General features: G+C 66.6%; 24 protein-coding genes and 1 pseudogene. 12 read left to right on the forward strand and 13 right to left on the reverse strand.

The window, feature by feature from the left end:
- Positions 1-8 precede the first annotated feature (8 nt).
- Genes CVN68_RS24520 through CVN68_RS11355 form a run of 6 tightly spaced genes read right to left on the reverse strand, consistent with a single transcriptional unit; the run spans position 9 to position 3,332 of the window.
- Positions 9-734: a DUF1428 domain-containing protein gene (locus tag CVN68_RS24520; RefSeq protein ID WP_100282301.1), complete on the reverse strand. Its 726-nt coding sequence runs from the start codon at positions 732-734 to the stop codon at positions 9-11.
- A gap of 15 nt (positions 735-749) precedes the next feature.
- Positions 750-1,403: a glutathione S-transferase family protein gene (locus CVN68_RS11335; protein ID WP_324869646.1), complete on the reverse strand. Its 654-nt coding sequence runs from the start codon at positions 1,401-1,403 to the stop codon at positions 750-752.
- 11 nt (positions 1,404-1,414) lie between these two features.
- On the reverse strand, positions 1,415-1,897 hold the full coding sequence (locus CVN68_RS11340; RefSeq protein ID WP_100284358.1) for a VOC family protein: 483 nt from the start codon (positions 1,895-1,897) through the stop codon (positions 1,415-1,417).
- A gap of 22 nt (positions 1,898-1,919) precedes the next feature.
- Positions 1,920-2,150: a DUF4287 domain-containing protein gene (locus CVN68_RS11345; protein WP_100284359.1), complete on the reverse strand. Its 231-nt coding sequence runs from the start codon at positions 2,148-2,150 to the stop codon at positions 1,920-1,922.
- A gap of 10 nt (positions 2,151-2,160) precedes the next feature.
- Positions 2,161-2,601, reverse strand: coding sequence for a VOC family protein (locus tag CVN68_RS11350; RefSeq protein WP_100282303.1), 441 nt, complete (start codon positions 2,599-2,601; stop codon positions 2,161-2,163).
- A gap of 20 nt (positions 2,602-2,621) precedes the next feature.
- Positions 2,622-3,332: a DUF899 family protein gene (locus CVN68_RS11355; protein WP_100282304.1), complete on the reverse strand. Its 711-nt coding sequence runs from the start codon at positions 3,330-3,332 to the stop codon at positions 2,622-2,624.
- 78 nt (positions 3,333-3,410) lie between these two features.
- Here CVN68_RS11355 and CVN68_RS11360 point away from each other — a divergent pair, with 78 nt between their 5' ends.
- From CVN68_RS11360 to CVN68_RS11405, 11 genes and pseudogenes are all read left to right on the forward strand, one after another.
- Positions 3,411-4,106, forward strand: a complete 696-nt coding sequence (locus CVN68_RS11360; protein ID WP_100282305.1) for a winged helix-turn-helix transcriptional regulator — start codon at positions 3,411-3,413, stop codon at positions 4,104-4,106.
- 82 nt (positions 4,107-4,188) lie between these two features.
- Positions 4,189-5,196, forward strand: coding sequence for a cobaltochelatase subunit CobS (gene cobS, locus CVN68_RS11365; RefSeq protein ID WP_100284360.1), 1,008 nt, complete (start codon positions 4,189-4,191; stop codon positions 5,194-5,196).
- Positions 5,197-5,223: 27 nt separating this feature from the next.
- Entirely contained in the window at positions 5,224-5,373 is a 150-nt protein-coding gene (locus tag CVN68_RS23165; protein ID WP_158298834.1) for a hypothetical protein, read from the forward strand.
- A 73-nt stretch (positions 5,374-5,446) separates the two neighbouring features.
- Positions 5,447-7,930: a circularly permuted type 2 ATP-grasp protein gene (locus CVN68_RS11370; RefSeq protein WP_100282306.1), complete on the forward strand. Its 2,484-nt coding sequence runs from the start codon at positions 5,447-5,449 to the stop codon at positions 7,928-7,930.
- A 5-nt stretch (positions 7,931-7,935) separates the two neighbouring features.
- Positions 7,936-8,826 carry a transglutaminase family protein gene (locus tag CVN68_RS11375; protein ID WP_100284361.1) on the forward strand — a complete coding sequence of 297 codons (891 nt, stop codon included), beginning with the start codon at positions 7,936-7,938 and terminating at the stop codon, positions 8,824-8,826.
- 96 nt (positions 8,827-8,922) lie between these two features.
- Positions 8,923-9,861, forward strand: coding sequence for a DnaJ C-terminal domain-containing protein (locus CVN68_RS11380; protein ID WP_100282307.1), 939 nt, complete (start codon positions 8,923-8,925; stop codon positions 9,859-9,861).
- 6 nt (positions 9,862-9,867) lie between these two features.
- Positions 9,868-10,818: a YihY/virulence factor BrkB family protein gene (locus tag CVN68_RS11385; RefSeq protein ID WP_100282308.1), complete on the forward strand. Its 951-nt coding sequence runs from the start codon at positions 9,868-9,870 to the stop codon at positions 10,816-10,818.
- Positions 10,815-11,618, forward strand: a complete 804-nt coding sequence (gene fabI / locus CVN68_RS11390) for an enoyl-ACP reductase FabI (protein ID WP_100282309.1) — start codon at positions 10,815-10,817, stop codon at positions 11,616-11,618. The genes CVN68_RS11385 and fabI overlap by 4 nt, the downstream gene beginning before the upstream one ends.
- Positions 11,615-12,142: a GNAT family N-acetyltransferase gene (locus CVN68_RS11395; protein ID WP_100282310.1), complete on the forward strand. Its 528-nt coding sequence runs from the start codon at positions 11,615-11,617 to the stop codon at positions 12,140-12,142. Before fabI ends, CVN68_RS11395 begins: the two co-directional genes overlap by 4 nt.
- A pseudogene (aroC, locus tag CVN68_RS11400) lies at positions 12,139-13,205 on the forward strand (chorismate synthase). The gene CVN68_RS11395 and the pseudogene aroC overlap by 4 nt, the downstream one beginning before the upstream one ends.
- Before the next feature lie 131 nt (positions 13,206-13,336).
- On the forward strand, positions 13,337-13,639 hold the full coding sequence (locus tag CVN68_RS11405) for a hypothetical protein (RefSeq protein WP_100282311.1): 303 nt from the start codon (positions 13,337-13,339) through the stop codon (positions 13,637-13,639).
- A gap of 36 nt (positions 13,640-13,675) precedes the next feature.
- On the opposite strand, the gene CVN68_RS11410 is transcribed toward CVN68_RS11405, so the two are convergent.
- On the reverse strand, positions 13,676-14,965 hold the full coding sequence (locus tag CVN68_RS11410; RefSeq protein ID WP_100282312.1) for an adenylosuccinate synthase: 1,290 nt from the start codon (positions 14,963-14,965) through the stop codon (positions 13,676-13,678).
- A 128-nt stretch (positions 14,966-15,093) separates the two neighbouring features.
- On the reverse strand, positions 15,094-18,474 hold the full coding sequence (locus CVN68_RS11415) for a PAS domain-containing protein (protein WP_233503307.1): 3,381 nt from the start codon (positions 18,472-18,474) through the stop codon (positions 15,094-15,096).
- 92 nt (positions 18,475-18,566) lie between these two features.
- Here CVN68_RS11415 and CVN68_RS11420 point away from each other — a divergent pair, with 92 nt between their 5' ends.
- Positions 18,567-19,571 (forward strand): fumarylacetoacetate hydrolase family protein, encoded by a 1,005-nt coding sequence (locus CVN68_RS11420; protein WP_100282313.1) that lies wholly within the window; start codon positions 18,567-18,569, stop codon positions 19,569-19,571.
- Here CVN68_RS11420 and CVN68_RS11425 read toward each other — a convergent pair.
- From CVN68_RS11425 to CVN68_RS11445, 5 genes are all read right to left on the reverse strand, one after another.
- Entirely contained in the window at positions 19,568-20,035 is a 468-nt protein-coding gene (locus tag CVN68_RS11425) for a VOC family protein (protein WP_100282314.1), read from the reverse strand. The genes CVN68_RS11420 and CVN68_RS11425 overlap by 4 nt on opposite strands.
- A 62-nt stretch (positions 20,036-20,097) precedes the next feature.
- Positions 20,098-20,655, reverse strand: coding sequence for a 2'-5' RNA ligase family protein (locus CVN68_RS11430; RefSeq protein ID WP_158298835.1), 558 nt, complete (start codon positions 20,653-20,655; stop codon positions 20,098-20,100).
- Between the two features lie 11 nt (positions 20,656-20,666).
- Positions 20,667-24,008 (reverse strand): error-prone DNA polymerase, encoded by a 3,342-nt coding sequence (locus tag CVN68_RS11435; RefSeq protein WP_100282316.1) that lies wholly within the window; start codon positions 24,006-24,008, stop codon positions 20,667-20,669.
- A complete protein-coding gene (locus tag CVN68_RS11440) occupies positions 24,005-25,849 on the reverse strand; it encodes a DUF6504 family protein (RefSeq protein WP_100282317.1) in 1,845 nt (614 codons plus the stop codon). Before CVN68_RS11440 ends, CVN68_RS11435 begins: the two co-directional genes overlap by 4 nt.
- A complete protein-coding gene (locus CVN68_RS11445) occupies positions 25,767-26,513 on the reverse strand; it encodes an ImuA family protein (RefSeq protein WP_233503308.1) in 747 nt (248 codons plus the stop codon). Before CVN68_RS11445 ends, CVN68_RS11440 begins: the two co-directional genes overlap by 83 nt.
- Between the last annotated feature and the right edge of the window lie 98 nt (positions 26,514-26,611).

The raw sequence follows: 26,611 nt of genomic DNA on the forward strand, positions 1-26,611 counted from the left end.
TCTCCTGCTCAGGCCAGCTTTTGGTCGAGGATCGGCGCGAACCCGCCCCACATCATGCGCTTGCCGTCGAACGGCATCGCGCCGTCGGGCTTCATGCGCTCGTCTTCCATCATCTTCGGCCAGGCGGCGTCGCGGGTCGCCTTGTCGGGCCATTCGACCCACGAATAGACCACGCGCTCACCCTCTTCGCGCAACGTGGCGCGGTTATAGTCGGTGACCTTGCCGGCCGGAATATCCTCACTCCAGGCCTCGACCACGCGCAGCGCGCCATATTCCCGGAAAATGCCGGCCGCCTTTTCGGCCATCGCGCGATAGGCATCCTCATTGTCCGCGGGGACAGGCAAGACGTAGCCGTCGAGATATCCCATGCCGCCCGGCGCGCCCTGCTCCACGATCGAATCGAAGCCGGCGAAGATCATCCGGCTGCCGTCGAACGGCATGTCCTTCATCATCTCGGCGGCCTGTGGATCGTTCATCATCTTCTCGCCCGCGGCGAGGCCAGTCGCCTTGTCAGGATATTCGATCCAGCTGAACAGCACGGTCTCGTCGGGCGTGGCCTGCACCGCCTTCTTGAGATCGTTGAGCTTGCCGTCGGGTACGTCATCGCCCCAGGCCTCGACCATGCGGGTCGCGCCGAGCTTGCGGAACAGATCGGCAGCCTCGATGGCGTGCGCGAGATAGGCTTCCTTGTTCGCGGTTGGGACCGGGGTTACGAAACCATCGACATAAGTCATCGTCTCTCTCCTTGATTATGCCGCCACCGGCTCGGGCCGGAAGTCGGCTAGTTGCGCGGCGAGCGCGCGCTGGAATGCAGGGCGTGCAGTGCCCCGCGCGACATAGTCGGCGAGCCGCGGGCGGCTCGACATCAGGTCCGCGTGATCGGCGTTGCGCAGCACGGTGACCATCGCGATGTCCGCAACGCTGAACGCATCGCCCAGCCATTCGCGGCCGCCCAGCGCCTCCATTAGTCCGTCGAGCCGTTTGCCAGTGTCTTTGAGCAGGCTGGGCTTGCGCAACTTCGCCCATTCCTCGCCGGCCGAGAAGATCTCGACATTGGCGAGCTCGAACAGCCACGGCTCGACGCTGTTGAGCGCGGCGAACAGCCAGGCGATCGCAGTCGCGCGCGCCTGCGGCTCGCGCGGCAGCAGGCGTTCGTCGCGCTCGCCGAGATGGAGCAGGATCGCGCCGCTCTCGAACAATTGGACGTCATTATCGTGCAGCACCGGGACCTGGCCCCAGGGCTGTTCGTGGAAATAGGCGGCGGGCTTGGGCGGGACCGGGCTGAGCAGCCGCATCGTATAAGCCAGCCCCACTTCCTCACACGCCCAGCGCGGGCGGAGATCGCGAACATAGCCGCGCGCGAAATCGGGCACCCAGTTGAACCCGCTGATCTCGATCGACATCGGCATCCTCCTCAACCTGCGTTCGCCGCGGCTTCGATCGCCGCGATATCGATCTTCTTCATCGTCATCATCGCTTCGAAGGCCCGGCGTCCGCGATCGGGATCATCGCCGAAAGCGAGCTCGATCAGGCGGCGCGGCGTGATCTGCCACGAGAAGCCCCATTTGTCCTTGCACCAGCCGCACATGCTCTCGGCACCGCCATTGCCGATGATCGCGTTCCACAGCCGGTCGGTCTCTTCCTGATCCTCGGTGAGGATCTGGAACGACACGCTCTCGTTCGGCGTGAAATTGGGCCCGCCGTTGAGCGCCGCATAAGTCTGTCCGGCAAGCGTGAACTCGACGACGATCGCCTCGCCTTCCTTGCCGCTGGGGTTGTCACCCGGCGCGCGCGCGACCTTATCCACGCGACTGTCGGGCAGCAGCGAGACGTAGAAATTGGCGGCCTCCTCTCCGGTCTTGTTGAACCAGAGAACCGGGGTGATCTTCTGTGCCATCATTCCTCTCCTCGGGCGACGTTCAGGCGTCGCCTTCCTTCTTGATGCCCTTGAGCAAGGCGACGATCGCCATCGCGTGGCCATGGCCGAGCGCGAATTGCTCCTTGAGATCCGCGACGATCATGCCGGCCTTGACGTCTGGCCGCAGCTTGCCCTCGGCGAGCCACTCCTTCGACGCGGCATATGCGCGGAAGTCCGCCGGGCTCTTCCCCGTCTTGGCCTCGATGTTGGTCAGATACCCCTGGAACGACATGGCATCCTCCTCAGGCGGGTTCGTGCGCGGGACCGTCGGCATGCGCCGCCATCGCCGCCTCCATGTCCATATACATCGGCTCGAAGATGTGGCCGTCGGGATCCTCGAAGCTGCGGCCGTACATGAAGCCCATGTCCTGCTTCTCCCGAACGTCGCCTTTGCCGCCCGCCGCCGCCGCCTTCTCGACGATCGCGTCGACCGCCGCGCGGCTGTCGCGCGAGATGCAGATCAGCACCTCGGTGGTCGCATGCGCGTCGGCGATCGGCTTCGCCGTGAAGGTTTTGAAGAAGTCGTGCGACAGGATCATGAACACGATCTCGTCCGAAAGCTGCATCGCGCTGGCGACTTCGTTGCTGAAGCGCGGATCCTTGGTGCAGCCAATCGCCTCGTAGAAGGCGGTCGACTTCGCCACGTCCTTCACGGGCAGGTTCACGAAGATCATCTGCGGCATCTTGTCTCTCCTGAGTGTGGTTATTTTGCGGGGTAAGTCAGCGACGGATACCAGTCTGCACCGCGTCCTTCGGGGGTGGAGTCGAGAATCGTCCAGAGCGGCATCAAATCGGGCGCGCCGCGCGGATCCTGGCCGGGATCGGCGGTGCTGTCGTCCATCTCGCCAGCCCAGAAGAAGCGGATCGTTCCGTCGCGGCGCGTGAACACCAGCAATTGCGGGATGTCGTCGCCCTCGGGGGTGATCGCGTTATAGTCGCGACTGAAATCGCCGTTCACGTCCGAATAGAGTGGCAGATGGCGCCAGCCGCGCTCGGCAGCAAAGGCTTCGAGCTTGTCGAGCGGCGAGCGCGCCGTCACTGCGAGGGCGACGCGCTGCCGGATGTCGAGCGCCTCGCCTTCCCATGCCGAGAGCAGCGACGTGCACATCGGGCACGGCCGCTCGCGCTGCGGCCCGTACATCCAGGTGTAGACGACCAGCGTCTCCTTGTCGCCGAACAGCTCGGCCAGCGTCACGGCACCTTCGGGACCCTCGAAGCTGTAGTCGCGGGTGACCGCAGGGCCGGCGGGCAGCGCCCGGCGCTGCTCGGCGACATGCTCGATATGGCGGCGAAGCGCGATCTCCTCGGCAAGCAAAGCCGTCCGCGCGGCGCGATATTCGGCGCTTTCACCCGCCCAGCGCGCCTCGCAACGTGCGGCGAGGACCTCAGCCGGGGGAAGGATCGTGGCGATCATTGTCTACAACCTCCGCTTGTCCGCTGTCGCGAATCGCTTTCTTGATCCTGATGCGCGATGGAGTTATTAAAAGCAACTATGAAGTCACAAAAAATAACTAACATCGATTTGGGCAAGATGCGCCGCTGGTACAAGGACGCGTGCGGGACGGCGCTGGCGATGGACCTGATCGGCGAACGCTGGGCCTTGCTGATCGTGCGCGAGTTGCTGCTCGGGCCGCGGCGCTTCGGCGAGATCCGCGGCGCGCTCGAAGGGCTGAGCGCCAACATCCTGACCCAGCGGCTCGAAGGGATGGAGAAAGCGGGCATATTGCGGCGCCGCACCCTGCCCTCCCCCGCCAACGCGCAGGTCTATGAGCTGACCAAATGGGGCCGCGCGCTGGAGGAGCCGATCTTTGCACTCAGCCGCTGGGCGGCGGGATCGCCGGCGCACGACGTGACGCTGCCCCTGAGCAATACCGCCTTCATGCTCTCGCTGCGTACGATGATGAACCCTGGTGCGGATCCCGATTTCGCCCCGGATCTCGGCTTCCGTATCGGCGGCGATCCGTTCCGCGCGAAGATCGTCGACGGGATGCTCGAAATCGAGCGGCGTGACCCCGACGGGGCCGAAGTGATTTTCGCGGGCGAGCCCTCGAAACTCGCCGCGACCTTCTACGGCTCGGCACCGCTGATCGTCTCGATGCGCGAAGGCCGGGTGACGGTGGCGGGCGACATTGTACTCGGCCAGCGCTTCGTCGACCTGTTTGGTCTTCCCGTCTTCTCCAACGACTGATAGGCGGAGGCCCCCTGCGCTTTGACGTTGCGGTGCGGCAAACGCTTCACCAATGCGCCAGGCGTTCTTGCAGGAAGCAATGATGGCCGACATCCCCAACACGCAACCCGACAGTCGCGAGACGACAATCCTCGATTCGCCCGACAAGACGGTGAAGGTGCGCGACGTGTTCGGCATCGACATCGATATGGAATGCCCCGCATTCAGCGAGGCCGACGAGCGCGTCCCCGATCTCGATCCCGCTTATGTCTTCGATGCCGACACCACGCTCGCGGTGCTCGCCGGCTTCGCCCACAACCGCCGCGTGATGATCCAGGGCTATCACGGCACCGGCAAGTCGACTCATATCGAGCAGGTGGCGGCACGGCTCAACTGGCCGTGCATCCGGATCAACCTCGATGCGCATATCAGCCGCATCGACCTGATCGGCCGCGACGCGATCGTGCTCAAGGACGGCCAGCAGGTCACCGAGTTCCGCGAGGGCCTGCTCCCCTGGGCGCTGCAGACCCCGACGGCGCTCGTCTTCGACGAATATGATGCGGGCCGACCCGACGTGATGTTCGTCATCCAGCGCGTGCTCGAGACCGAGGGCAAGCTGACTCTGCTCGACCAGAACCGCGTGATCCGCCCGAACCCGTGGTTCCGCCTGTTCGCGACCGCGAATACCGTGGGCCTCGGCGACACCAGCGGGCTCTATCACGGCACCCAGCAGATCAACCAAGGCCAGATGGACCGCTGGAACGTGGTGGTGACGCTCAACTATCTCCCCGCCGCGGTCGAGGCGCAAATCGTGCTCGCCAAGTCGGGCGAGTATGACAAGCCGGGCGGCAAGGAGACCGTGGAGAACATGGTTCGCGTCGCCGATCTGACCCGGAAAGGCTTCATCAACGGCGACATCTCGACCGTGATGAGCCCCCGCACGGTGATCACCTGGGCGCAGAATGCGTTGATCTTCGGCGATGTCGGCTTCGCGTTCCGCCTGTCATTCCTCAACAAATGCGACGAGGCCGAGCGCGCGCAGGTCGCCGAATATTATCAGCGAGTGTTCGGCAAGGATCTGCCCGAAAGCGTGGTGAACAAGACCGCTTAGGTCGCTTCGGGTCGTATCGACATCAGGGTGGCAGACTCGCCGCGCGGCACTCCGCGCGACGATTTCGCTTCGGATGTGTTCGAACGCAGAAACAGGCATCGTGTCGAGGAAGCTGCGGTGACCGTACTGCGCGTCATCGATGGCCGGCGCATGTTCGCGCCTTTGCCGTGGCCGTAGCCCGACAAACATCTCCCTTGTTGCCACGCAACATGCTTTCCCCCATCACCTGCCCCCGATCGGAGGACACCCCTTGGCCAGCCGCGCCGCGACATCGTTGTTCGACGCCGCCACCATCGCGGACCGGTGGATCGCCGATTATTGCGGTCATGTTCCCGAGAGCGACGTGCTGTGCGCGGGTGGCCGCGATCCTGCATGGACGGCGCTGTTCGAGGAACTCGCCGCCCTGTCCGGCGATGGCCTCGCTGTCGCCCGCGAGCGGGCGCAACGCCATGCCGAGGATATCGGCACCGGCTTTCGCATCGTCGATGAAGGCGAAGAGCGTCCCTGGCCGCTTTCGCCGGTGCCGCTGCTGATCGACAAAAGCGAATGGGATGGCATCGCCGCCGGGATTTCCCAGCGCGCCCAACTCCTCGAAGCCGTGCTCGAGGATCTGTATGGCGAAGCGCGGCTCGTCGCCGAGGGTCATGTTCCCGCGTCGCTCGTCACCGGCAGTCCCTTCTTCCTGCGCCCGCTTGCGCGGCTCGCACCACCCGGCGGGCATCATCTCCAGTTCGTCGCCGCCGATCTGTGTCGCGGGCCATCGGGCGAGTGGCGCGTGCTCGCCGATCATCTGCGCGCGCCCGCCGGCGCCGGCTATGCCCTCGAAAACCGGCTGGCGATGGCGCGTACGCTCGGCGAGCTTCCGGCGCGGCTCAATATCGAGCGTCATGCGCCCTTCTTCGCCGCCTTTCGCGAAGGTCTCGCCGCGGCGTGCCGACGCGCCGAACCGCGCATCGCCTTGCTCACCCCCGGCCGGCTCAATCCCAGCTATGCCGAGCAGGCGCATCTCGCGCGCTATCTGGGTTTCCTGCTGGTCGAGGGTGCCGATCTCGCGGTACTCGACGACAAGCTCTACGTCCGGACGATCGCGGGGCTCAAACGCGTCGACGCGCTGTGGCACCGGCTCGATCCGCGTCTGCTCGATCCGCTCGCGCTCGATTCGCATTCCACCATCGGCGTGCCAGGGGCCGTCGACGCGATGGCCGCGGGCAATGTCGTCGTCGCCAACGCGCCCGGCGCCGGGTTACTCGAATCGCCTGCCTTCGCCGCCTTCCTGCCGCGCCTTGCCGAAGTGCTCACCGGCAGGCCGCTCGCGCTCCCCAACATCGCCACCTGGTGGTGCGGACAGCAAGCCGAGCGCGATCATGTCGCCGCCAATCTCGATTCGCTCCTGGTCGCCCCCGCCTTCGGGGTCGCGCCGCTCGGGCTCCCCGGCGGCAGGGCGGCGCTTGGCACCGCGCTCGATTCCGAGGCCCGCGCCGCCTTGCTCGATGATATGACTCGTCGGCCGCAGGACTATGTCGGCCAGGAAGTGATCCGTCTTTCGACCATGCCCGCGATCGCCGACGACGCGCTGGTCCCGCGCCCCTTCATGCTGCGCGTCTTCGCGGCGCGGGGCGCCGACGGCGGCTGGACCGTGCTCCCCGGCGGCTTCGCGCGGATCGGCGAGCATCCGGATCCGCGCGCCGCAGTGATGGGCGAGGGAATGTGGTCCGCCGATGTCTGCATCCACGGCCCCGATCCGGTCCCCCCGATCTCGCTGCTGCCTTCGGACGACACCACCCAGCTTCGCCGCAACCCCGGGACCTTGCCCAGCCGCGTGGCCGACAATTTGTTCTGGCTAGGCCGCTATCTAGAGCGCGGCGAGGCACTGCTCGGGCTGCTTCGCGTGCTGCTCGGCCATTCGATCAGCGCCGATACCGGCGCGGCGCTCGCCGCGGACACGGTCGCCCGCCTCGTTCGGCTGATCGTCGCCTCGGGCGCCGCGCCCGAGCCGAAAGGCGTCAAGCGGGCCGACCTGACCCAGCTCGCCCGCACCGCGCTCGAAGGCGAGGAGGATTGGTACAGCGTTCGCGCGATCAATTGCCAGGCGCGGCTGATCGGCGCGGTGTCACGCGAGCGGCTGTCGGCGGACATGATCCGCCTGCTCGACGCGCCCTTCCCGCAGCGCGGGGTGCTGCTCGACAAAGCGGGCTCGCTCCAGCGGCGCTATTCGGCGCTCAATGGCCTCGCGAGCGAACATATGACGCGCACCGATGCGTGGCGTTTCCACGATATCGGACGGCGCATCGAGCGCGCGCTCGGCGCGATTCGCTTCCTCCGCGCCTTTGGCGGACCCGATGCGACGAGCGACGACCTGTCGACCCTGCTCGATCTGATGGACAGCCAGATCAGCTATCGCCAACGTTATCTGACCGGCATGGCGCGCATTCCGGTGCTCGACCTGGTGACTCTCGACGCCAATAATCCGCGGGCGCTGGCCTTTCAGGTCGCGGCGATCTCGGCGCATCTCAACAAATTGCCGGTGCTGTCGGACGACGGCCTCGCCGAGCCCCAGCAGGAACAGGCGCGCGGCATCGCGGCGTTGCTGGTGACGACCAATGCGACGCGCATGGACGACGCATTGCTCGCCGATCTCGAGACCCGGCTCATCCGACTTTCCAAGGCAATCGCGCGGCGATACTTCCTGCAGGGCGCCGAACCCCTGCGCGCCGCGGGGATGGTTTTGGCGTGAGCCAGATGCTGTACCAGATCCGGCACGTCACCCGCTTCGCTTATGCCGAGCCGGTCGCCTTCGCGCGCAACAATCTCCGCCTCAAGCCGATCCTCTGGTCGGGCCAGCACGTTGAAGACTATGCCCTGATCATCGAGCCCCAGGGCCGCGTCTTCCCGACCCGCGCGGAGGCCGGGCTCGCCAATGTCGTCCGCCTCGTGGTCGAGCAACCCGCCCGCACCCTGACCATCGAGAGCCGCGCCCGCGTCCGTGTCGACCGCCCGATCCCGATCTTCGCCCCGAGTGATCCCGGCGTCGCCGAGATCGCCGAATGGGCACGCGCAAGCCGCGACACCTCGCCGGCCGGCCCGGCCGCCTATCTCTTTCCCTCGCCGCGCATCGCGCTCGACCGCGAGATCGCCGAATGGTGCGCGGCCGAGCTCGACCCGCGCCGCGGCGTGCTCGAAGCGGCGCTCGCGCTGGCGCTGCGCATCCAGCGCGAATTCGCCTTCGACCCCACGGCAACTCTCGTCGATACCGCGCCTGTCGAAGCCTTTCGCAAACGCGGCGGCGTCTGCCAGGATTTCGCGCAGATCATGATATCGGGCCTGCGCGCGGCCGGCCTGCCCGCGGCCTATGTCTCGGGCTATATCCGGACCTTGCCACCGCCCGGGCAGCCGCGGCTGGTGGGCGCCGATGCGACGCATGCCTGGGTGCTGGTCTGGGCAGGGCCTGCGCTGGGCTGGGTCGGCGTCGATCCGACCAACGGCATCTGGATGGCGGGCGATCATATCGTCGTAGCGATCGGCCGGGACTATGCCGATGTCGCGCCGATCGACGGGATCGTCCTCGGTTGGGGAGCGCAGGAGATGCACGTCTCGGTCGATGTCGAGCCGTTGGAGCAGGTTGCCGCCTGAGCCGGACTTGCGCAAAGCGCATGTCGCGCCGATGTTCGCAGGCGAAAAGCTCCTGTAAGGGGCGCTCGAATTTAGTGATTTCGAACGGGGAAATGCGTGGCCGATCCGTATGCAACTCTGGGCGTCGCGCGGGGCGCGAGCGAGGCCGATATCAAAAAGGCCTATCGCAAGCTCGCCAAAGAGCTGCACCCCGACCGCAACAAGGACAATCCCAAGGCGTCCGAGAAATTCAGCCTGGTGACTGCAGCCTATGACCTGCTGAGCGACAAGGACAAGCGCGCGCGCTTCGATCGCGGCGAGATCGACGGCGACGGCAACCCCATGACTCCGTTCGGCTTCGGCGGCGGTGGCGGGCAGCAGGCAGGCTTTCGCCCGGGCGGCGGGGGCTTCGACTTTGGCGGCGAGGCCGGCGATATCGGCGATATCTTCGAAGGGCTGTTCGGCGGCGGTGCCGGCCGGCGTGGCGGCGGCGGCTTCAGCGGCGGTTTCGGCGGCTTTGGGCGCAAGCCAGCGGCCAAGGGCGCCAACGTGGCCTATCGGCTTGCGGTGGCATTCGAGGACGCGGCGAAGCTCGCACCGCAGCGGATCACCCTGCGTGACGGCAAGACGATCGACCTCAAGCTTCCGGCGGGCGTCGAGACGGGAACCCAGATGCGCCTCGCCGGAAAGGGCGAGGAAGGCCCAGGCGGTTTCGGCGATGCAATCGTCACGATCGACGTCCAGCCGCACCGCTTCTTCGTGCGCGAGGGCGACGATATCCGGCTCGACTTGCCGGTAAGCCTGTCCGAAGCGGTGCTCGGCGCCGAAGTGCGCGTGCCGACTCCCGACGGCGCGGTGATGCTCAAGGTGCCCAAGGGTTCGACCTCGGGCAAGGTGCTCCGCCTCAAGGGACGCGGCTTCCACAAGAAGCCGAGCGGTCGCGGCGATCTGCTCGTCACTTTGATGGTCGATCTGCCGGTCGATGACGACGCGCTGGTCGAGTTCGTGCAGGGCTGGCAGAACAAGGGGAACCCACGTGGCCGCATGGGCGTCTGAGCCCTTGTGAAAAAAGGGGAATCCGCCGACGCCGCCGAGGCGAAGCCGACGCGCGGCGCCCGGCTTCGCACGACGCTTGGAAAGGTCGGCGCTGGTCCGCGCTTCTTCTACGTCGTCAAGCGCGTGGCGGTGGACACCTTCAACGAAGGTTTCACCTATGCCGGCAACCTTGCCTATCTGTCGTTGGTCACGCTCTTCCCCTTCGTGATCGTCGCCGCCGCGATCGCGCAATTGGTCGGCCGAAGCAGCGAAGGCATCCGGACGCTCGAGGCATTCCTCCAGACCGTGCCGCCCGACGTCGCCGATGTGCTGCGCAAGCCCGCGACCGACGTGCTCCAGGCGCGCACCGGCAATTTGCTGTGGTTCGGCGCAATCGTCGGCCTGTGGACCACCGCGGGCTTCATCGAGACGCTGCGCGGGATCTTGCGCCAGGCTTACGGCGTCCAGTCGAGCACGCCGTTCTGGCGCTATCGGCTGGGTGCGATCGGGATGATCGTCGCCTCGGTCATTCTGGCGATGGCAGCGTTCAGTTTCCAGGTGATCCTGACCGGCGTCGAGCAGTTCATCTACAAGCTGCTGCCCTGGGCCTCGCAGGCGCAGACGATCGTCTCGCTCACCAAATTCGCGCCGGCGCTCGCGCTGTTCGGAGCGCTCTACATCCTGTTCTATTCGCTGACGCCGAGCCGCTTCCGCCATTCCAAATGTCCGAAATGGCCAGGGGCCTTGTTCACGACATTGTGGTGGCTCTTCGTCACCGCGATGCTGCCTAAAATGCTGAGCCTGCTCGGCAGCTATGACCTTACCTATGGCAGCCTTGCGGGCGTGATGATCGCGTTGATCTTCTTCTATCTGATCGGGCTCGGCATGGTCGCTGGCGCCGAACTCAACGCCGCCCTAGCCGAAACGCCTCCGAACCGGCTAGAGGAGGCGCACGAGAAGAAGGACGGGACGTCGTGACGGGATTGATGCAGGGTAAGCGCGGGCTGATTATGGGACTGGCGAACGATCGTTCGCTGGCGTGGGGCATTGCCCAGAAACTGCGCGAGCACGGCGCCGAACTCGCGTTCAGCTATCAGGGCGAAGCGATCGAAAAGCGCGTGCGTCCGCTCGCCGAGCAGCTGGGCAGCGACTTCCTGATCGAGTGCGACGTTTCGGACATGACCGAGCTCGACAAGACCTTCGTGACCTTGGCCGAGCGCTGGTCGACGATCGACTTCGTCGTCCACGCGATCGGCTTCTCCGACAAGAACGAACTGCGCGGCGGCTATGTCGACACCAGCCTCGACAATTTCCTGATGACGATGAACATTAGCGTCTATTCGTTCGTCGCGGTCTGCAAGCGCGCCGCGGCGATGATGCCGAATGGCGGCTCGCTGCTGACGCTCAGCTATTACGGCGCCGAGAAGGTGATCCCGCATTACAACGTGATGGGCGTCGCCAAGGCCGCGCTCGAGAGCAGCGTCCAGTATCTCGCGGTCGATCTCGGCCGCGACAATATCCGGGTCAACGCAATTTCGGCCGGCCCGATCAAGACGCTCGCCGCCAGCGGGATCGGCGATTTTCGCCTGATCCTCAAGTGGAACGAGCTCAATGCGCCACTCAAGCGCAACGTGACGATCGAGGATGTCGGCGGGGCCGGCCTCTATCTGCTCTCGGATCTTGCCTCGGGCGTCACCGGCGAGACCCACCATGTCGATGCCGGCTACAACGTCATCGGCATGAAGGCCGAGGACGCGCCCGACATCGCACTGGCGTGAGCATCGCGATCCGCCCCGCGACGGGCGGGGACGTGGCCGCGATCGACGCATTGCTGCGCAAAGCATTTCCCGATGCGGGCGAGGCGATGCTCGTCCAGCGGCTGTGCGTCGACGGCGACATGGTGCTGACGCTCGTCGCCGACGACGAGGAGACCGGCAGCCTTGCCGGGGTGATCGCGTACAGCCGGATGGCAGTGGCGATCGGCGACAAGCCGATCGCGGCGGTGGCGCTCGCCCCGCTCGCGGTCGATGCCGGCCAGCGCGGGCAAGGCGTCGCCGAGGCACTGGTCCGCGCGAGCCTGACCCAGCTTGCCGATGCCGGCGCGATGCTCGTCTTCGTGCTCGGCGACCCTGCTTATTATGAACGTTTCGGCTTTTCGGCCGATTGGGCGCGCGGATTTGCCTCGCCTTATGTGGGGGACTATCTGATGGCGCTGCCGCTCCAGGGCGGCGCCATGCCGTGCGGCGAGCGCGGAGCGGCGACGCACGCAAAGGCGTTCGCACAGCTGGGCGGGGAAATTTGAGCTTCAACACTTTCGGACGCGTCTTCCGCTTCACCACCTGGGGCGAGAGCCATGGGCCTGCGCTGGGCGCGGTGGTCGATGGCTGCCCGCCGGGGCTGGAACTGTCCGAGGCCGATATCCAGCCCTTTCTCGACAAGCGTCGCCCCGGCCAGTCGCGCTTTACCACACAGCGGCAGGAGCCCGATCAGGTCCGTATCCTCTCGGGCGTGTTCGAGGGCCGCACCACCGGCACCCCGATCAGCCTGATGATCGAGAATGTCGACCAGCGCTCTAAGGACTATAGCGAGGTCGCGCAGGCGTATCGGCCCGGACATGCCGATTACGCCTACGATCAGAAATACGGCTTCCGCGACTTTCGCGGCGGGGGGCGCTCCTCGGCGCGCGAGACCGCGGCGCGGGTCGCCGCGGGTGCGGTAGCGCGGCTCGCCCTCCCGGAAGTGAAGATCCGTGCCTGGGTCGAGGCGATCGGCGGCGACGCGATCGATCCGGCCAATTTCGACGCGGCCGAGATCGACAACAATCCCTTCTTCTGCCCCGACGCCGCCGCCGCGGCGCGTTGGGAGAAGATTGTCGACGATGCGCGCAAGGCCGGCTCGTCGCTAGGCGCGGTGGTCGCCTGCGAGGCGACCGGCGTGCCGCCTGGCTGGGGGCACCGCTCTACGCCAAGCTCGACAGCGAGCTCGCCGCGGCGTGCATGTCCATCAACGCCGTCAAGGGCATCGAGATCGGCGACGGCTTCGCCGCAGCGACGCTCACAGGCGAGCAGAATGCCGATGCGATGCGGCCCGGCAATGACGGCGTGCATTTCCTCGCCAATCATGCCGGCGGCATCGCCGGCGGAATCTCCACCGGCCAGCCGGTGCTGGTGCGTGTCGCGTTCAAGCCGACCAGCTCGATCCTCACCCCGGTGGAAACCATCACCCGCGAAGGCACGGCGACCGAAATCCGTACCAAAGGCCGGCACGACCCCTGCGTCGGCATCCGCGGCGCACCGGTGGTCGAGGCGATGGTGGCCCTGGTGCTGGCCGATCAGAAGCTGTTGCACCGGGCGCAGTGCGGCTGATCCCGTACTAAAGTCAGCTCGCGGTCGATCGGTTTCGTTGCAGCGGCGAAGCGACCTCGCCGCGCGCAACCTTGCGCGCGCCGAGGCCGTTCACGTCCTGCCATTTCGGTTAAAATGCAGGAGTATTAAACATGCGTAAGCTCACCTTGTTCCTCGCCGGTGCCATGCTGCTTCCGACCGTTGCGATCGCGCAATCGACGCCGCAGTCGAGCGATCCGAGCACCAGCCAGGATCATCAGAAGCACGAGAAGGACAAGAAAAGCGGCGACGATGCGAGCGCCGACACCACTGCACCGACGCCCGACAGCGGCACGACCGGCAGCGGCACGACCGAGCCGGCGCCCGATGCCTCGGCTCCCACGACCGATCCGAGCGCCGATACCACAACGCCCACGACGGCGCCGGACGCTCCTGCTCCGACGCCGCAGCGCTAACGAACGGCGAGGCCCCGGCGGCAGCGCCGCCGGGGCTCAATCCGCGAAGGGATCGCGGACGAGAATGGTGTCTTCACGCTCCGGGCTGGTCGAAACCAGCGCTACCGGGCACTGGATAAGCTCTTCGACGCGCCGGATGTACTTGATCGCCGCAGCCGGCAGATCCGCCCAGCTGCGTGCCCCCGCGGTCGATTCGTGCCAGCCGGGCACGGTCTCATAGACCGCTTCTATCGCCACCTGGTCGGCTGCGTTGGCCGGATAATAATCGAGCGTCTCGCCGCGCAGCTTGTAGCCCGTGCACACCTGGATTTCGTCAAAGCCGTCGAGCACGTCGAGCTTGGTGAGCGCGATGCCGGTGATGCCCGATACCGCCACCGATTGCCTAAGCAGCACCGCGTCCAGCCAGCCGCAGCGCCGCTTGCGTCCCGTGACCGTGCCGAACTCGCGCCCGCGCGTGCCGAGCCGCTCGCCCACTTCATTGTCCTGCTCGCTCGGAAAGGGTCCCGAACCGACCCGCGTCGTATAGGCCTTGGCGATCCCCAGCACGAAACCCACTGCGCTCGGCCCGAGGCCCGAACCGGCCGCGGCGGTGCCGGCGACGGTGTTGGAGGAAGTGACGAACGGATAGGTGCCGTGATCGATGTCGAGCAGCACGCCCTGCGCGCCTTCGAACAGGATGCGGCGGCCGCGGCTGCGCGCCTCGTTGAGCATCCGCCATACCGGCTCGGCGAAAGGCAGGACGAAACCGGCGATTTCGCGCAGTTCCTCCACCAGCCCGGCGCGGTCGATCGGCGGCTCGCCGAAGCCGGCGCGCAGCGCGTCGTGGTGCGCGGCGAGGCGATCGAGCTGCGGACCGAGTTCGTCAAGATGCGCGAGGTCGCAGACGCGGATCGCGCGGCGGCCGACCTTGTCCTCATAAGCCGGGCCGATACCGCGGCGCGTAGTGCCGATCTTGCCGGCGCCGCTGGCATCCTCGCGCAGCGCGTCGAGATCGCGGTGGAAAGGCAGAATCAGCGGGCAGGTATCGGCGATCTTGAGCGTGTCTGGCGTGATGTCGATGCCCTGACCGCGCAATTTCTCGACCTCGGCCTTGAGCGCCCAAGGATCGAGCACCACGCCATTGCCAATCACGCTGGGCGTGCCGCGGACAATGCCCGAAGGAAGCAGCGACAGCTTGTAGACATTCTCGCCGACGACAAGCGTGTGCCCGGCATTGTGCCCGCCCTGAAAACGCACGACGACGTCGGCACGCTCGGCGAGCCAATCTACGATCTTGCCCTTGCCCTCGTCACCCCATTGGGCGCCGATCACTGCGACATTTGCCATGAATACAATTCTCCGCCTGCCGGGGCGGACCCTGGCCGCCCTTCGACAGGACTCGGCGGCAGGGCGGGATCGGGGCCGAGGTCAGCGCCTCGAAGCCGCGGGGCCAATGGCGCCAGGCGGGCGCCGCGTCAAGTGTCTTTGGGTTCGTCGAGCGCGGCACGCACCCGGCGCGCCAGTCGATCGATGTCGAACGGCTTGGTGAGAATCGAATCGTCGAGCCCGGCGATGTCGGGGGTATAGCCGCTGGTCAGCAATATCCTGAGATCGGGCAGCCGCTCGCGGGCGCGCTTCGCCAGCTCGCGACCGCTCATCTCGGGCATCACCACGTCGGTGAACAGCAACGACACGCTTTGCCCGCGCTCGATCATGGCCAGCGCCTCGATGCCGTCGGCGGCGGAGACGACGCCGTAGCCAAGCTCGCGCAGCGCTTCGACCGAATAGCTGCGCACGCGTTCCTCGTCCTCGACCACCATCACGGTTTCGCCTGACCGCGCGCGTTCGGCAGCGGCGACGTCGCCGGCCTGTGCTGCCGCGTCGACTGCGCCGTGATAGACCGGGAGATAAAGGCAGACGCGGGTGCCTTTGCCCTGCTCGGTGTCGATCCGCACCGTGCCGCCCGACTGCCGGGCAAAGCCGAACACCTGGCTGAGGCCCAGTCCGGTGCCCTTGCCGACACCCTTGGTGGTGAAGAATGGGTCGAACGCGCGCGCAGCGACTTCGGGAGGCATGCCCGAACCGGTATCGCGCACCCCAATCGCGACATAGTCGCCGGGCTCCACGCCGAGTGCCTGCGCCTCGCTCGCGTTTGCCGCGATACACGCGGTCTCTATCGTCAGCCTGCCACCGCCCGACATGGCATCGCGACCATTGACGCACAGGTTGAGGATCGCATTCTCGAGCTGGTTCGGGTCGGCCAGCGCCGGGCGGAGTCCATCGGTGAGACGGGTTTCGACGGTTACGGCTTCCCCGAGCGTGCGCGCGAGCAGCTCGATCATCCCCGCGACCATCGCATTTGCGTCGACCGGCGTCGGCGCCAGCGGCTGCTGGCGCGAGAAAGCGAGCAGCCGCTGAGTCAGCGCGGCGGCGCGGGTGGCGCCGTCCCGCGCGGCGACGATATAACGATCGATGTCGGTCCGGCCCTGTGCGATCCGCCGCTCGAGCAGATCGAGTGCACCGATCACCACGGCGAGCATATTGTTGAAGTCGTGTGCGATGCCGCCGGTCAATTGCCCCACCGCTTCCATCTTCTGGGCCTGGCGAAGCTGCTGCTCGGCCTGCATCAGCTGTTCGGTGCGCTGGTGGACCGCTGCCTCGAGTTCCTCGCGCGAGCGCGCCAGCACTTCGCGCGCGTCGACGATCTCCTGAATGTCGGTACAGGTGCCGAACCAGCGGATGATCCGCCCCGTATCGTCGCGCACCGGCTGGGCTCGGCCAAGCACCCAGCGATACGTGCCCGAATGGTGCCGCAGACGGTATTCGATATGATAAGGCGCGCCGGTGGCGAGGCACTGCCGCCACAGCGCCCAGGTCCGCTCCTGATCATGGGGATGGAACACATCCGCCCAGCCCTCGCCGTCGGTCGAGCCGTAGGGCACGCCGGTGAATTCGTACCAGCGGTCGTTGTAATAATCATGATAGCCGTCGGGCAAAGTCGACCAGACCATCGGATCGATCGAATTGGCGATAGCGCGGAATTTCTCCTCGCTTTCGCGCAGCGCCATCAGTGCGCCCGCGCGCTCGACGGCGTCCCATGACATTTCAGCGATCGCCTCGATAAAGACGATCTCGTCGGGGCTCCACTGCCGGGGGGTCGCTTCGTTGACGAACATCGTCGAGACCCACTCACCCCCGCGCAGCAGCGGCACGCCGATCACCGCTGCCGTGCGTTGGCCGATATCGCTGTCGTCCAGCGCCGGATCGCGTTCAGTATCGTGCGAAATCAGCGTTCGGCCGGCGCGATACGCCTCGATTGCCCTGGCGCCGATCCCCTTGAGCGGGATCGTTCCGCCCAACAACGGCAAGTCGCCGCGCGTCGCAGACGGGCCGAAGAGGATCGTGTCGCCGCCGACGATCCGGTAGAAGCCGACGCGGCTCGCCCGAAGTTGATCCACTAGCGCATCGGCGGTGACGGCCATGACCCCGTCGGGCGTGTCGAGCACCCGCTGCTTCTCGGCCAGCGCATAAACAAAGGACTGTGCCTCATTCGCCTCGCGAAGCTCCTCGGCCGCGGCGCGCGCAGCTTGCTCGGCGAGCTTGCGCTCGGTGATGTCGAAGCTGACGCCGGGGAAACGAAGAGGTCGCCCCTCCGCGTCTAGGAAAGGACGCCCTTGCGCCGCGACCCAGCGGATCGAGCCATTAGGCTGGACCAGCCGGCACTCCTCCGAAAAATGTTCGCCGCTCGCCAACGCTTGCGCGATCGCTGCGTCGAGCGCCTGACGATCTTCGGGATGCACGTTGACGAGGAACGCCTCGACCGGTGCGCCGACGCCGTCCAGCGTCTCGTCGACGCCATATAGTCGAAGGAAACGCAGATCGGCGGTGACGCGGTTCTCGGGCACGTCCCAGAACCAGGTGCCGACCCCCACCGACGAATCGAGCGCCAGTTGAAGCCTTTCCTCGCTGGCGCGCAACGCCGCCTCGGCGGTGGCGCGCTCCGTCACATCATTGGCGAGCACGAAAATGTCGGTGGTTTTCCCGCTCGCGTCCTTGATCGGCTGATAGACGAAATCGAGCATCCTCCGCTCAGCCTCGCCGTCCGGTATCCGCTGGAGCAGAATGGGCACCGAATCGGCCCGATAGGTCGTGCCGCTCCGAAACACCCGGTCGAGCAGTTCAACAAAGCCTTGGTCGACGACCTCGGGAAGCACATCGCGGACTCGCTGGCCGACAACTTCGCGACCACCGATCAGATTGAGATAAGCGGGGTTCGCGATCTCGAACACGAAGTCCGCGCCGTGCAGCAGTGCGACCGCGCCAGGCGCCTGTTCGAACAATTCGCGCAGCCGCCCGACCTCGGCGAGGCGGGCACGCTCGGCGAGCACAGTGCGGGTGGTTTCGCTGCCCTGATTGAGGATGCCGACCACGGCGCCATGCTCGTCGCGGATCGGCGTGAAGCTGTAATTCCACCAGGTTTCCTGCGGCCGGCCGTTTCGCTCCATCGGTAGCATCTGGTCATAGGTGGAGAAGCCGTCGCCAGTCGCGAGCACCTGCTCCATCTCGGGGCCGACGAGATGCCAGATGTCGGCCCAGACCTCCGCACCCGGCCGGCCCAGCGCCGAAGGGTGGCGATCGGCAGGGATCGGCGCCCAGGCGTCGTTGTAGAGGAGGCGGAGCTCGGGGCCCCAATAGATCGCGGTCGGGAAGCTCGATCCCAAGGCGATGTTGATCGCGAAGCGAAGCGATTGCGGCCAATGTTCGATCGCGCCGATCGGCGTGGAAGCCCAGTCGTGCGTCCGGATCCGGCGGGCCATCTCGCCGCCGTGATCCAGAAAGCGAAGCGACGAGGACATCGTCAAAAGCGATGGAGATACAGCTGCTTGGTGTCAACCGCTCGACTTGGACGCGCGCGGCCCTATGCTGACCAAAACAGGAGAGAACCCGCATGAAACTCGCCAGCCTCAAGCACGGTCGTGACGGCAAGCTCGTCGTGGTGTCGAACGATCTGGCGTGGTGCGCCGACGCGACCGCAGTCGCGCCGACGCTGCAGGGGGCGCTCGACGACTGGGATCGAGTGGAGGGCGATCTGCGCAATCTGGCGACCGATCTAGAGCACGAGACGATCCCGATGCTGCGCTTTCACGAGCGCCAGGCGGCGTCGCCCCTGCCGCGGGCCTATCAATGGGCAGACGGCTCGGCCTATGTGAACCATGTCGCGCTCGTTCGTCAGGCGCGCGGCGCCGAGATGCCCGAGAGCTTCTGGCAGGAACCCTTGATGTACCAAGGTGGCAGCGACGGCTTTCTCGGCCCGCGCGATCCGATCCCGCTCGCCGATGAATCCTGGGGCTGCGATCTCGAGGCCGAAGTCGTGGTGGTGACCGGCGACGTGCCGCTCGGCGCATCGCGGGAAGAGGCGCTCGCAGCGGTCCGGCTGGTCGGACTCACCAACGATGTGAGCTTGCGCAATCTCATTCCGGGCGAGCTGGCCAAAGGCTTCGGCTTCTTCCAGTCCAAGCCGGCCAGTGCCTTCTCGCCGGTGTTCGTCACGCCCGACGCGCTCGGCGACTGGTGGAAGGACGGCAAGCTCCACCGCAAGCTGATGGTCGACCTCAACGGCAAGCCCTTCGGCCGCGCCGAGGCGGGCGAGGACATGACCTTCGATTTCGGCACGCTGATCGCGCATGCAGCAAAGACCCGTGCGCTGGGCGCTGGGACGATCATCGGTTCGGGCACCGTCTCGAACCGCGACGCCGATGGCGGCCCCGGCAAGCCGATCGCCGAGGGCGGCGTCGGCTATTCGTGCCTCGCCGAGGTGCGGACGGTGGAGACGATCCGCGGCGGCAAGGCGGAGACGCCCTTCCTAAAGGCCGGCGATATCGTGCGCATCTGGGCTGAAGACGACAGGCACCACGCGATCTTCGGGGTGATCGAGCAGACGGTTGGCGGCTAGCGCCGCTTCAGCGCGTCGTTGACTTCGATCCAATAGCCGTCGGGATCCTGGATGAAGATCTGGCGGATGCCGTCGGTGCGGCTGGCGTTGATCGCGCCTGGCTTACCCGCGATGTCGCTCCAGCCTTGGCCGCGCGCCTTGAGCAGCGCGAGGATCGGATCGAGGCTGGCGACGGCGATGGCCATGTGCACGCGCCGCGGCTGCTCGACCGGCGCAGTGCGGCCCGGCTGGATGTGCAGCTCGACCCCGCCCGCCAGCCGCATCCAGCGCGGACCGCCCGGCGGGAACGGCGCGGGGATTTCGCCGAGGCCGAACATCTCGTGATAAAAGTCGATGCTCTTCTGCTGATCCGCGACCCAGATCGCGACATGATCGAGCCGTGCGACGGGCGCCGGTTTGTCCTGTGCGAACGCAGGTGACCCCAGCGGAAGAAGGCCAGCGAAGAGCAGTGCGCGCAATTTCATTCGTAGTCTCCCCTTTTGCTCAGCCTATCATCCCGGCGCGTCAGCGGAAGTAGGACCAAAGTCTAGAAGAGCGATCCCTGCCGCGGTGCGAGCGTCCAGCTGCCGAGCAGTTCATGGCCTTTGCCGTGGACGCTGTTGATCAGCAGGAGTTGCCGGACGCGCCAGCTTATCGGCGACACCGGGATGTTGCGCTGCTGCCATTCCTCATAGGTGAGCGAGACATGCGGATTAAACGCATAATCCGGGCGATCGACTCCGAACGCGTCGAGCCGGGCGACGAGCGCACGCTGGAAATCGCGTAGCGCCAGCATTCGGCTGCCGACCAGCCCATTGCCGCGGATACGATTGAGGGTAACCTCGAAGGGTTCGGTCTGCAGCGATGCGGCAGCGCGGCGGATCAGTTCGAGGTTTTCCGGCGAGAGCAGCCGGATGTCGCCGAACGGGACGAGCGTGAAGTGGAAACGCTCCAGGGCATATTTGCGCGCCAGATCATATTGGTGCCGCAGACCGTCCATCGCCGCGGCTGCCTCCGGATCGGGCTTGATCATCAAATAGAGCATCTGGTCGTCGCGGCGTATCTGCTGGCCGGACACATTTCCCCCGGTGGTCGCGAACATCATCGTCATTCTCCTCAGTGAAAGTCGCGTGATTTGACCGGAATCAGATCCGGCGCCTTGAGGCTGCGCCGCGGTGGCCAGCTTTCCAGCGCGCGTTGCGGCGGCAGCTTGAGCCGGTCGCGCGGATCGATCGTCCCGCCATGCGTCGCGCCGTCGCCGGGCACGGTCATCCGGGGCAAATCGAGCTCGCCGACTTCGCGCAACCACGGAGTCAGATCGGTGATCGCCTCGGCGACGAGGTGGATCACGATGCCTTCCTTCTGCACCTTGCCGCGGATCGCCAGCATCGTCGCCGTCATCACCGTGCGCCGATTGGCTTCGAACCGGTCGGCCCAGAACACCGCATTGGCGATGCCGGTCTCGTCCTCGAGCGTCACGAACACCACGCCCTTGGCGCTGCCCGGCCGCTGGCGGACGAGGATCAGCCCGGCGACCTCGACTCGCGCGCCATCCTTCAACCCCGCCAGGTCCGCGCACTTCGTGATCCGCCGCGCCGCCAGCCGCTCGCGCAGGAAAGTCACCGGATGCGCCCGCAGGCTCAACTGGGTCGCGCGATAATCCTCGACCACTTCACGGCCCTCGGTCAGCGGGAGCAGCGCCACCGGCGCCTCGATGCTCTCCGGCACGGTCAGCCCCTCGCGCGCATCGGCAGCGCTGAACAGGTCGAGCGGCCTTTGGCCCAGCCCCTTGATCGCCCACAGCGCCTGACGCCGGTTGAGCCCCAGCACCTGGAACGCGTCCGCGCGCGCCAGCCGTTCGAGCGCCGCCGGCTTCACGCCCGAGCGCCGCCAGACATCCTCGATCGAGACGAACGGCGACTGTGCACGCGCATCGATTATCTTCCCGGCATCGTCCTTCGAAAGCCCCTGCACGATCCGCATGCCGAGCCGCAGAGGCTGCATGCTCGCCCAGTCCGCATCGGTCCCGCAAAAGCCTTCATGGCGTGGCCGCGCATGCGTTTCGGACACCATCCGCGTGTCCCAGTCGCTTTGGTTGATGCACACTGGCCGCGCTTCGACGCCATGCGCGCGCGCATCGCGGACCAATTGCGCCGGTGCGTAAAACCCCATTGGCTGCGCGTTGAGTAGCGCGCAGCAGAACACGTCCGGATGATGGCATTTCATCCACGACGACGCGTAGGCGATCTTGGCGAAGCTCGCTGCGTGGCTTTCGGGGAAACCGTAATTGCTGAAGCCTTCGATCTGCGCGACCAGCCGTTCGGCAAAGTCGGGGCTGATGCCGTTGGCCAACATGCCTTCGATCAGCTTGGGCCGGAACTCGCCGATTCCGCCAGTGGATTTGAAAGTCGCCATTGCACGTCGAAGGCGGTCCGCCTCGCTGGGTGCGAAGCCGGCGCCGATGATCGCGACCTGCATCGCCTGTTCCTGGAACAGCGGCACGCCCAGCGTCTTCTTGAGCACTTTCTCGAGCGCCGGCGAGGGATAGTCGACCAGTCCGGGGTTCTTCCGGCGCTTGAGATAGGGGTGGACCATATTGCCCTGGATCGGCCCGGGGCGGACGATCGCTACCTGGATCGCGATGTCGTAGAAGTTCATCGGCTTCATCCGCGGCAGCATCGACATCTGCGCGCGGCTTTCGATCTGGAACACGCCGAGCGTATCGGCCTGACGGATCATCTCGAAGGTAAGCGGGTCGTCCTTCTGCATCAGCGGCGATGCCATGGTCAGATGCGTCGCCTTGTTCCCGGCGAGCAAATCGAAGGCGCGGCGCATGCAGCCGAGCATGCCAAGGCCGAGGATGTCGACCTTCATGAAGCCGAGTTCCTCGATGTCGAGCTTTTCCCATTCGACCACGCGGCGAGCGACCATCGCGGCGGGTTCGACCGGGATCAGGTCGTGCAGCTTGTCGCGGGTCAGCACGAAACCGCCCGGATGCTGCGACAAATGGCGGGGCGTGCCGATCAATTCGCGTGCGAGCTGCAGCGTCAGCGCGAGCCGCGGATCCGTGCGATCGAGATTGAGCGCATCGGCATGCTTGTCGTCGACATCGTTCGACCAGCCCCAGACCTGGCTCGACAGCGCCGCGGTCAGATCCTCGGGCAGGCCCAGTGCCTTGCCGACCTCACGCAGTGCGCCGCGCGAGCGAAAGCGGCTGACCACCGCAGTCAGCGCGGCATGATCATGGCCGTAGCTCTCATAGATCCACTGGATCACTTCCTCGCGCCGCTCATGCTCGAAATCGACGTCGATGTCGGGCGGCTCCTTGCGCTCGGTCGAGATGAAGCGCTCGAACAGCAACTGGTGCTCGATGGGATCGATCGAAGTGATTCCGAGCGCGAAGCAGATCACCGAATTGGCCGCGCTGCCACGCCCCTGGCAGAGGATCTGCTGGCTGAGCGCGAACTGGACGATCGAATTGACGGTGAGGAAATAGGGCGCATAGCCCATCTGTTCGACCAGCCCGAGTTCGTGGGTGAGCAGATCGCGATGGGCTTGTGAGGGCTTGCCGGCGAACTTCTGCTTGAGTCCGTTCCACGCCAGCTTGTGCAGTGCTTCCTGCGCGGTCCTGCCGTCGAGGACATGCTCCTCGGGATATTGATGCTCCAGATCCCGCAGCGAGAAAGTGCAGCGCTCGGCGATCGCTTCCGACGCGCGCAATGCCTCGGGATAGTCGCGGAAGCGCCTTGCCATCTCTTCCGGCGATTTGAGATGGCGGTCGGCATTGCGCTCGCGGCGGAAGCCGAGCTCGTCGATCGTGCATTTCTCGCGGATCGCAGTGACGACGTCCTGCAGCATGCGGCGATCGGGCGTATCGTAGAGCACGTCGCCCGTCGCGAGGGGCGTCAGCCCGAAGCGCTTCGCCGCGGCGTTCAACTGGTGCAGCCGCACCGCATCGCCGGGGCGGCGATGCTGGGTGAGGCAGACATGGCCGCGCGCGCCGAACACATCGGCCATCCAGCGCAGCGACAGGGGATCGCCCGGGTCGGCGAGTCCAGGCACCAGCGCGCCTGTCAGCCCTTCGGCATGCGCCGCGACATCCTCCCAATGGAGGAAGCATTTGCCTTTTTCGCCATGTTGGGGATCGGCGCGCGACTTGCCCAAGGTAAGCAGGCGAGTAAGGCGCGACCATGCCGCCCGATCGTCGGGCCAGACGAGCACCGAGCTGCCGTCCACCAGATCGAGCCGGCAGCCCGCGATCATCCGGATGTCCACGCCGAGCGCATAGAATTGCTCGGCGGCGACCAACGCGCGCACCACGCCGCCCACGGAGTTGCGGTCCACGATGCCGAGCGCGGGCAGGCCGAGCAGCGCCGCATGCCTGAACAATTCCTCGGGCGAGGATGCCCCGCGCAGGAACGAAAAATGCGTCGTCACCTGGAGCTCGGCATAGGTCATCCGAACACCCCGTGAAGATACCAGCTGAGATCCCCTGTCACCGGGCGTTCGCCATCGCCCTTGCGGAACAGCCAATAGCGGCGGCCGGCATCGTCCTCGACGCGGAAATAATCGCGGACATGATGCGTCTCGGCTGCGCGTCTCCACCATTCGCCGTGGATCCGCTCGGGCCCGTCGGCGCGCACCACGCGGTGCGATTGCCCGCGCCAGGTGAAACGGCGCGGGGCATGGTCGGGCAGTTCGGCGACGACATGGTCGAGCCGTTCGGGCCGGTGCAGCAGCCGCGCCGGCTTGGGCCATTGCGGATGCCAGGGATCCAGCGCCGGGTTGCGATCGAGCTGGCCGACAGCGTCGATCTTCGTGCGGGCGCCGGCACGCTCGGGCGAGTCGAGCACGCCCATAGGCGCGACCGAGCGCTCAGGCACGTCGCTCTCGACCGGCCGGCTGCGCCACAGCGCGCCCAGACCGATGCGCGTGGCAAGCGTGTCGACCAACGTCGCGAGGTCAGGCGTCGCCTCCTCGTCGAGCCGCTCGACGAAGGGTTCGGGACCCAATGGCAGCGCGCGACGGACATGCAGCGTGAGCACGTCGATGCCATAGCCCGGCTCGATCTGCTCGATGCGACGGACGAGCAGGCGCAGCAGGTGCGCGCCGTCGCGGTTGGGGCGGGCAAGACCGATGCGGATGCGCTGCGGCACCCCGTCGATCCGGTCGGCGACCAATTCTATCCGGCTCGCGCCCAGCCCCTTCGCTTCGAGGACGACAGTGAGGCGCGGAACGAGCGTCCCCAGCCAATGCTCGATCGCCTCGGCGGTGGCGATCGGCTCGGCGAAGCGTTGAACGACTGCGATCGGCTCGGGTGGCATCACCGGATACAGCGGCTCGGGCAGCCCGCCCAATGCCTGTTCGAGCCGGGCGACGATCGCAGTGCCGAATCTGCGGACCAAAGGCGCGCGCGGCATCGCCGCGAGCTGCGCGATCCGGGTCACGCCCAGCCGGTGGAGCAATTCGACTGCGGCAGCATCGATGCGCAGCGCCTCGATCGGAAGCGAGGCGAGCGCTTCGGCTTGCTCCTTTGGCGCGCATAAAATTCCGTCACCCCGGCGAAAGTGCGCGAGCGCCCAGGCCGCGCCGGGCGTGTCGGCGATCGCGATCCGCGCGCTATAGCCCAGCCGCGCCAGCATGCGCCGCAGCCGCGCCGCCATCGCCGCTTCGCCGCCGTGCAGATGCGCGACGCCGGTCAGATCGAGGAACAAAGTGTCGTCGCCTTCGATCGCCACTGTCGGGGTCCAGCGCCGCGCCAGTGCGACCGCGAGGCTGGCGAGATGGGCGCGATCACTTTCCGGATCGGCAGGACGGATGTCGAGCCCCGCGACCTGTGCGCGCGCCTGGGCGAGCGCCATTCCGGGCGCGAGTCCCAGCGCGCGTGCTTGCGGGCAAGCAGCGGCGATTTCGACGCGGTTGCCGTTGCGGAGGCTGGTGACGAGGAGCGGCGATTGCCGGGTCCCACTGTCCGACCGACCGCCCGCATCCGACGGCATTGCGCGGAACGGGTGTCCCGCCGCTTCGTCCCTCCGGCCGATCTCGTGCCTGGCCGGCAGACGGTGCGCCGGAGGCACCGCAACCTTGCCGAGCTGTTCCTCGCGCGCCCAGCGGGCACCGGGGCGCCAGCCGCCGCCGCGCGGCACCGAGCAGGCATGTTCCTGCTCCGCCGCAGCGGCCTCGCGCAGCGGATCGAGTGCGGCGGGCGCGCGCGGCTCAGGCGGCGCGGCGCGCCGCTCCGCCTGCCGTAGCCTTTCGATCGGCCACATCGGCAGGAAGAGCGCAGCGACCCGTTGCATCGCATGCCTCCACTTGCGTCTCGAAAGATTCGCCGCCCTTCTGGCGCACCAGCGCCACTTGCCAGCGCGCGCGGCCCACTCCGGCCACCGGCAGCGGCGTCGACGGTGCGCAGGCAACGCGCCAGCGCGTCACCGCCGCGGAGGGCGCGGCCAGCGGGTCGGCGCCTTCGCGCGCATGCCGGCGCATCAGCAATGCGATCGTGCGGCCGCCCTCGGCGGCGAGCTGGAGCCGGCGGCTCGCGGTCATATCGGCGCGCTTGACCTCGCCGATGACCGCGCCCAGCCCGCGGTGCCGGAGGCCTTCCTCCATCACCGCGAGCAATTCGGCATCGTCGCGCGCCTCGGCATAGATCAGGCGTTTATGATCGAGCCCGACTTGCGAGAGCCCCGGCGCGAACAGATCGCGCCGCCGCACCACCCATAATATCGGCCCCCAGGCGCGCGCGGCGATCCCGGCCATGAACAAGGTCGCTGCGCAATCCTCGGCCATGTCGTTCGAAGCGGCGGCGATCTCGTGCAACGCATCGAGCCGGAGCCCCTTGTCGGCAAGTCGCGAATCGAGCGCCGCCATTCCGAACGGCAATGCCGGGCGCCGACGGAAATCCTTGGTTTCCATCGCGCGCAATTGCTCGCGAAGCTGGGCAAGAACGGCAGGGTCGGCCATAAGGCGGCAGCGGCTACTCACGACTCGGGGAACAGTTATGTTCCTATTTTGTTCCTATGCGAGTGAGAGTCAATCCATTGCCTGACGGCTTGCGTTAT

Source organism: Sphingomonas psychrotolerans, assembly GCF_002796605.1.
In the GTDB taxonomy this organism is placed as follows: domain Bacteria; phylum Pseudomonadota; class Alphaproteobacteria; order Sphingomonadales; family Sphingomonadaceae; genus Sphingomonas; species Sphingomonas psychrotolerans.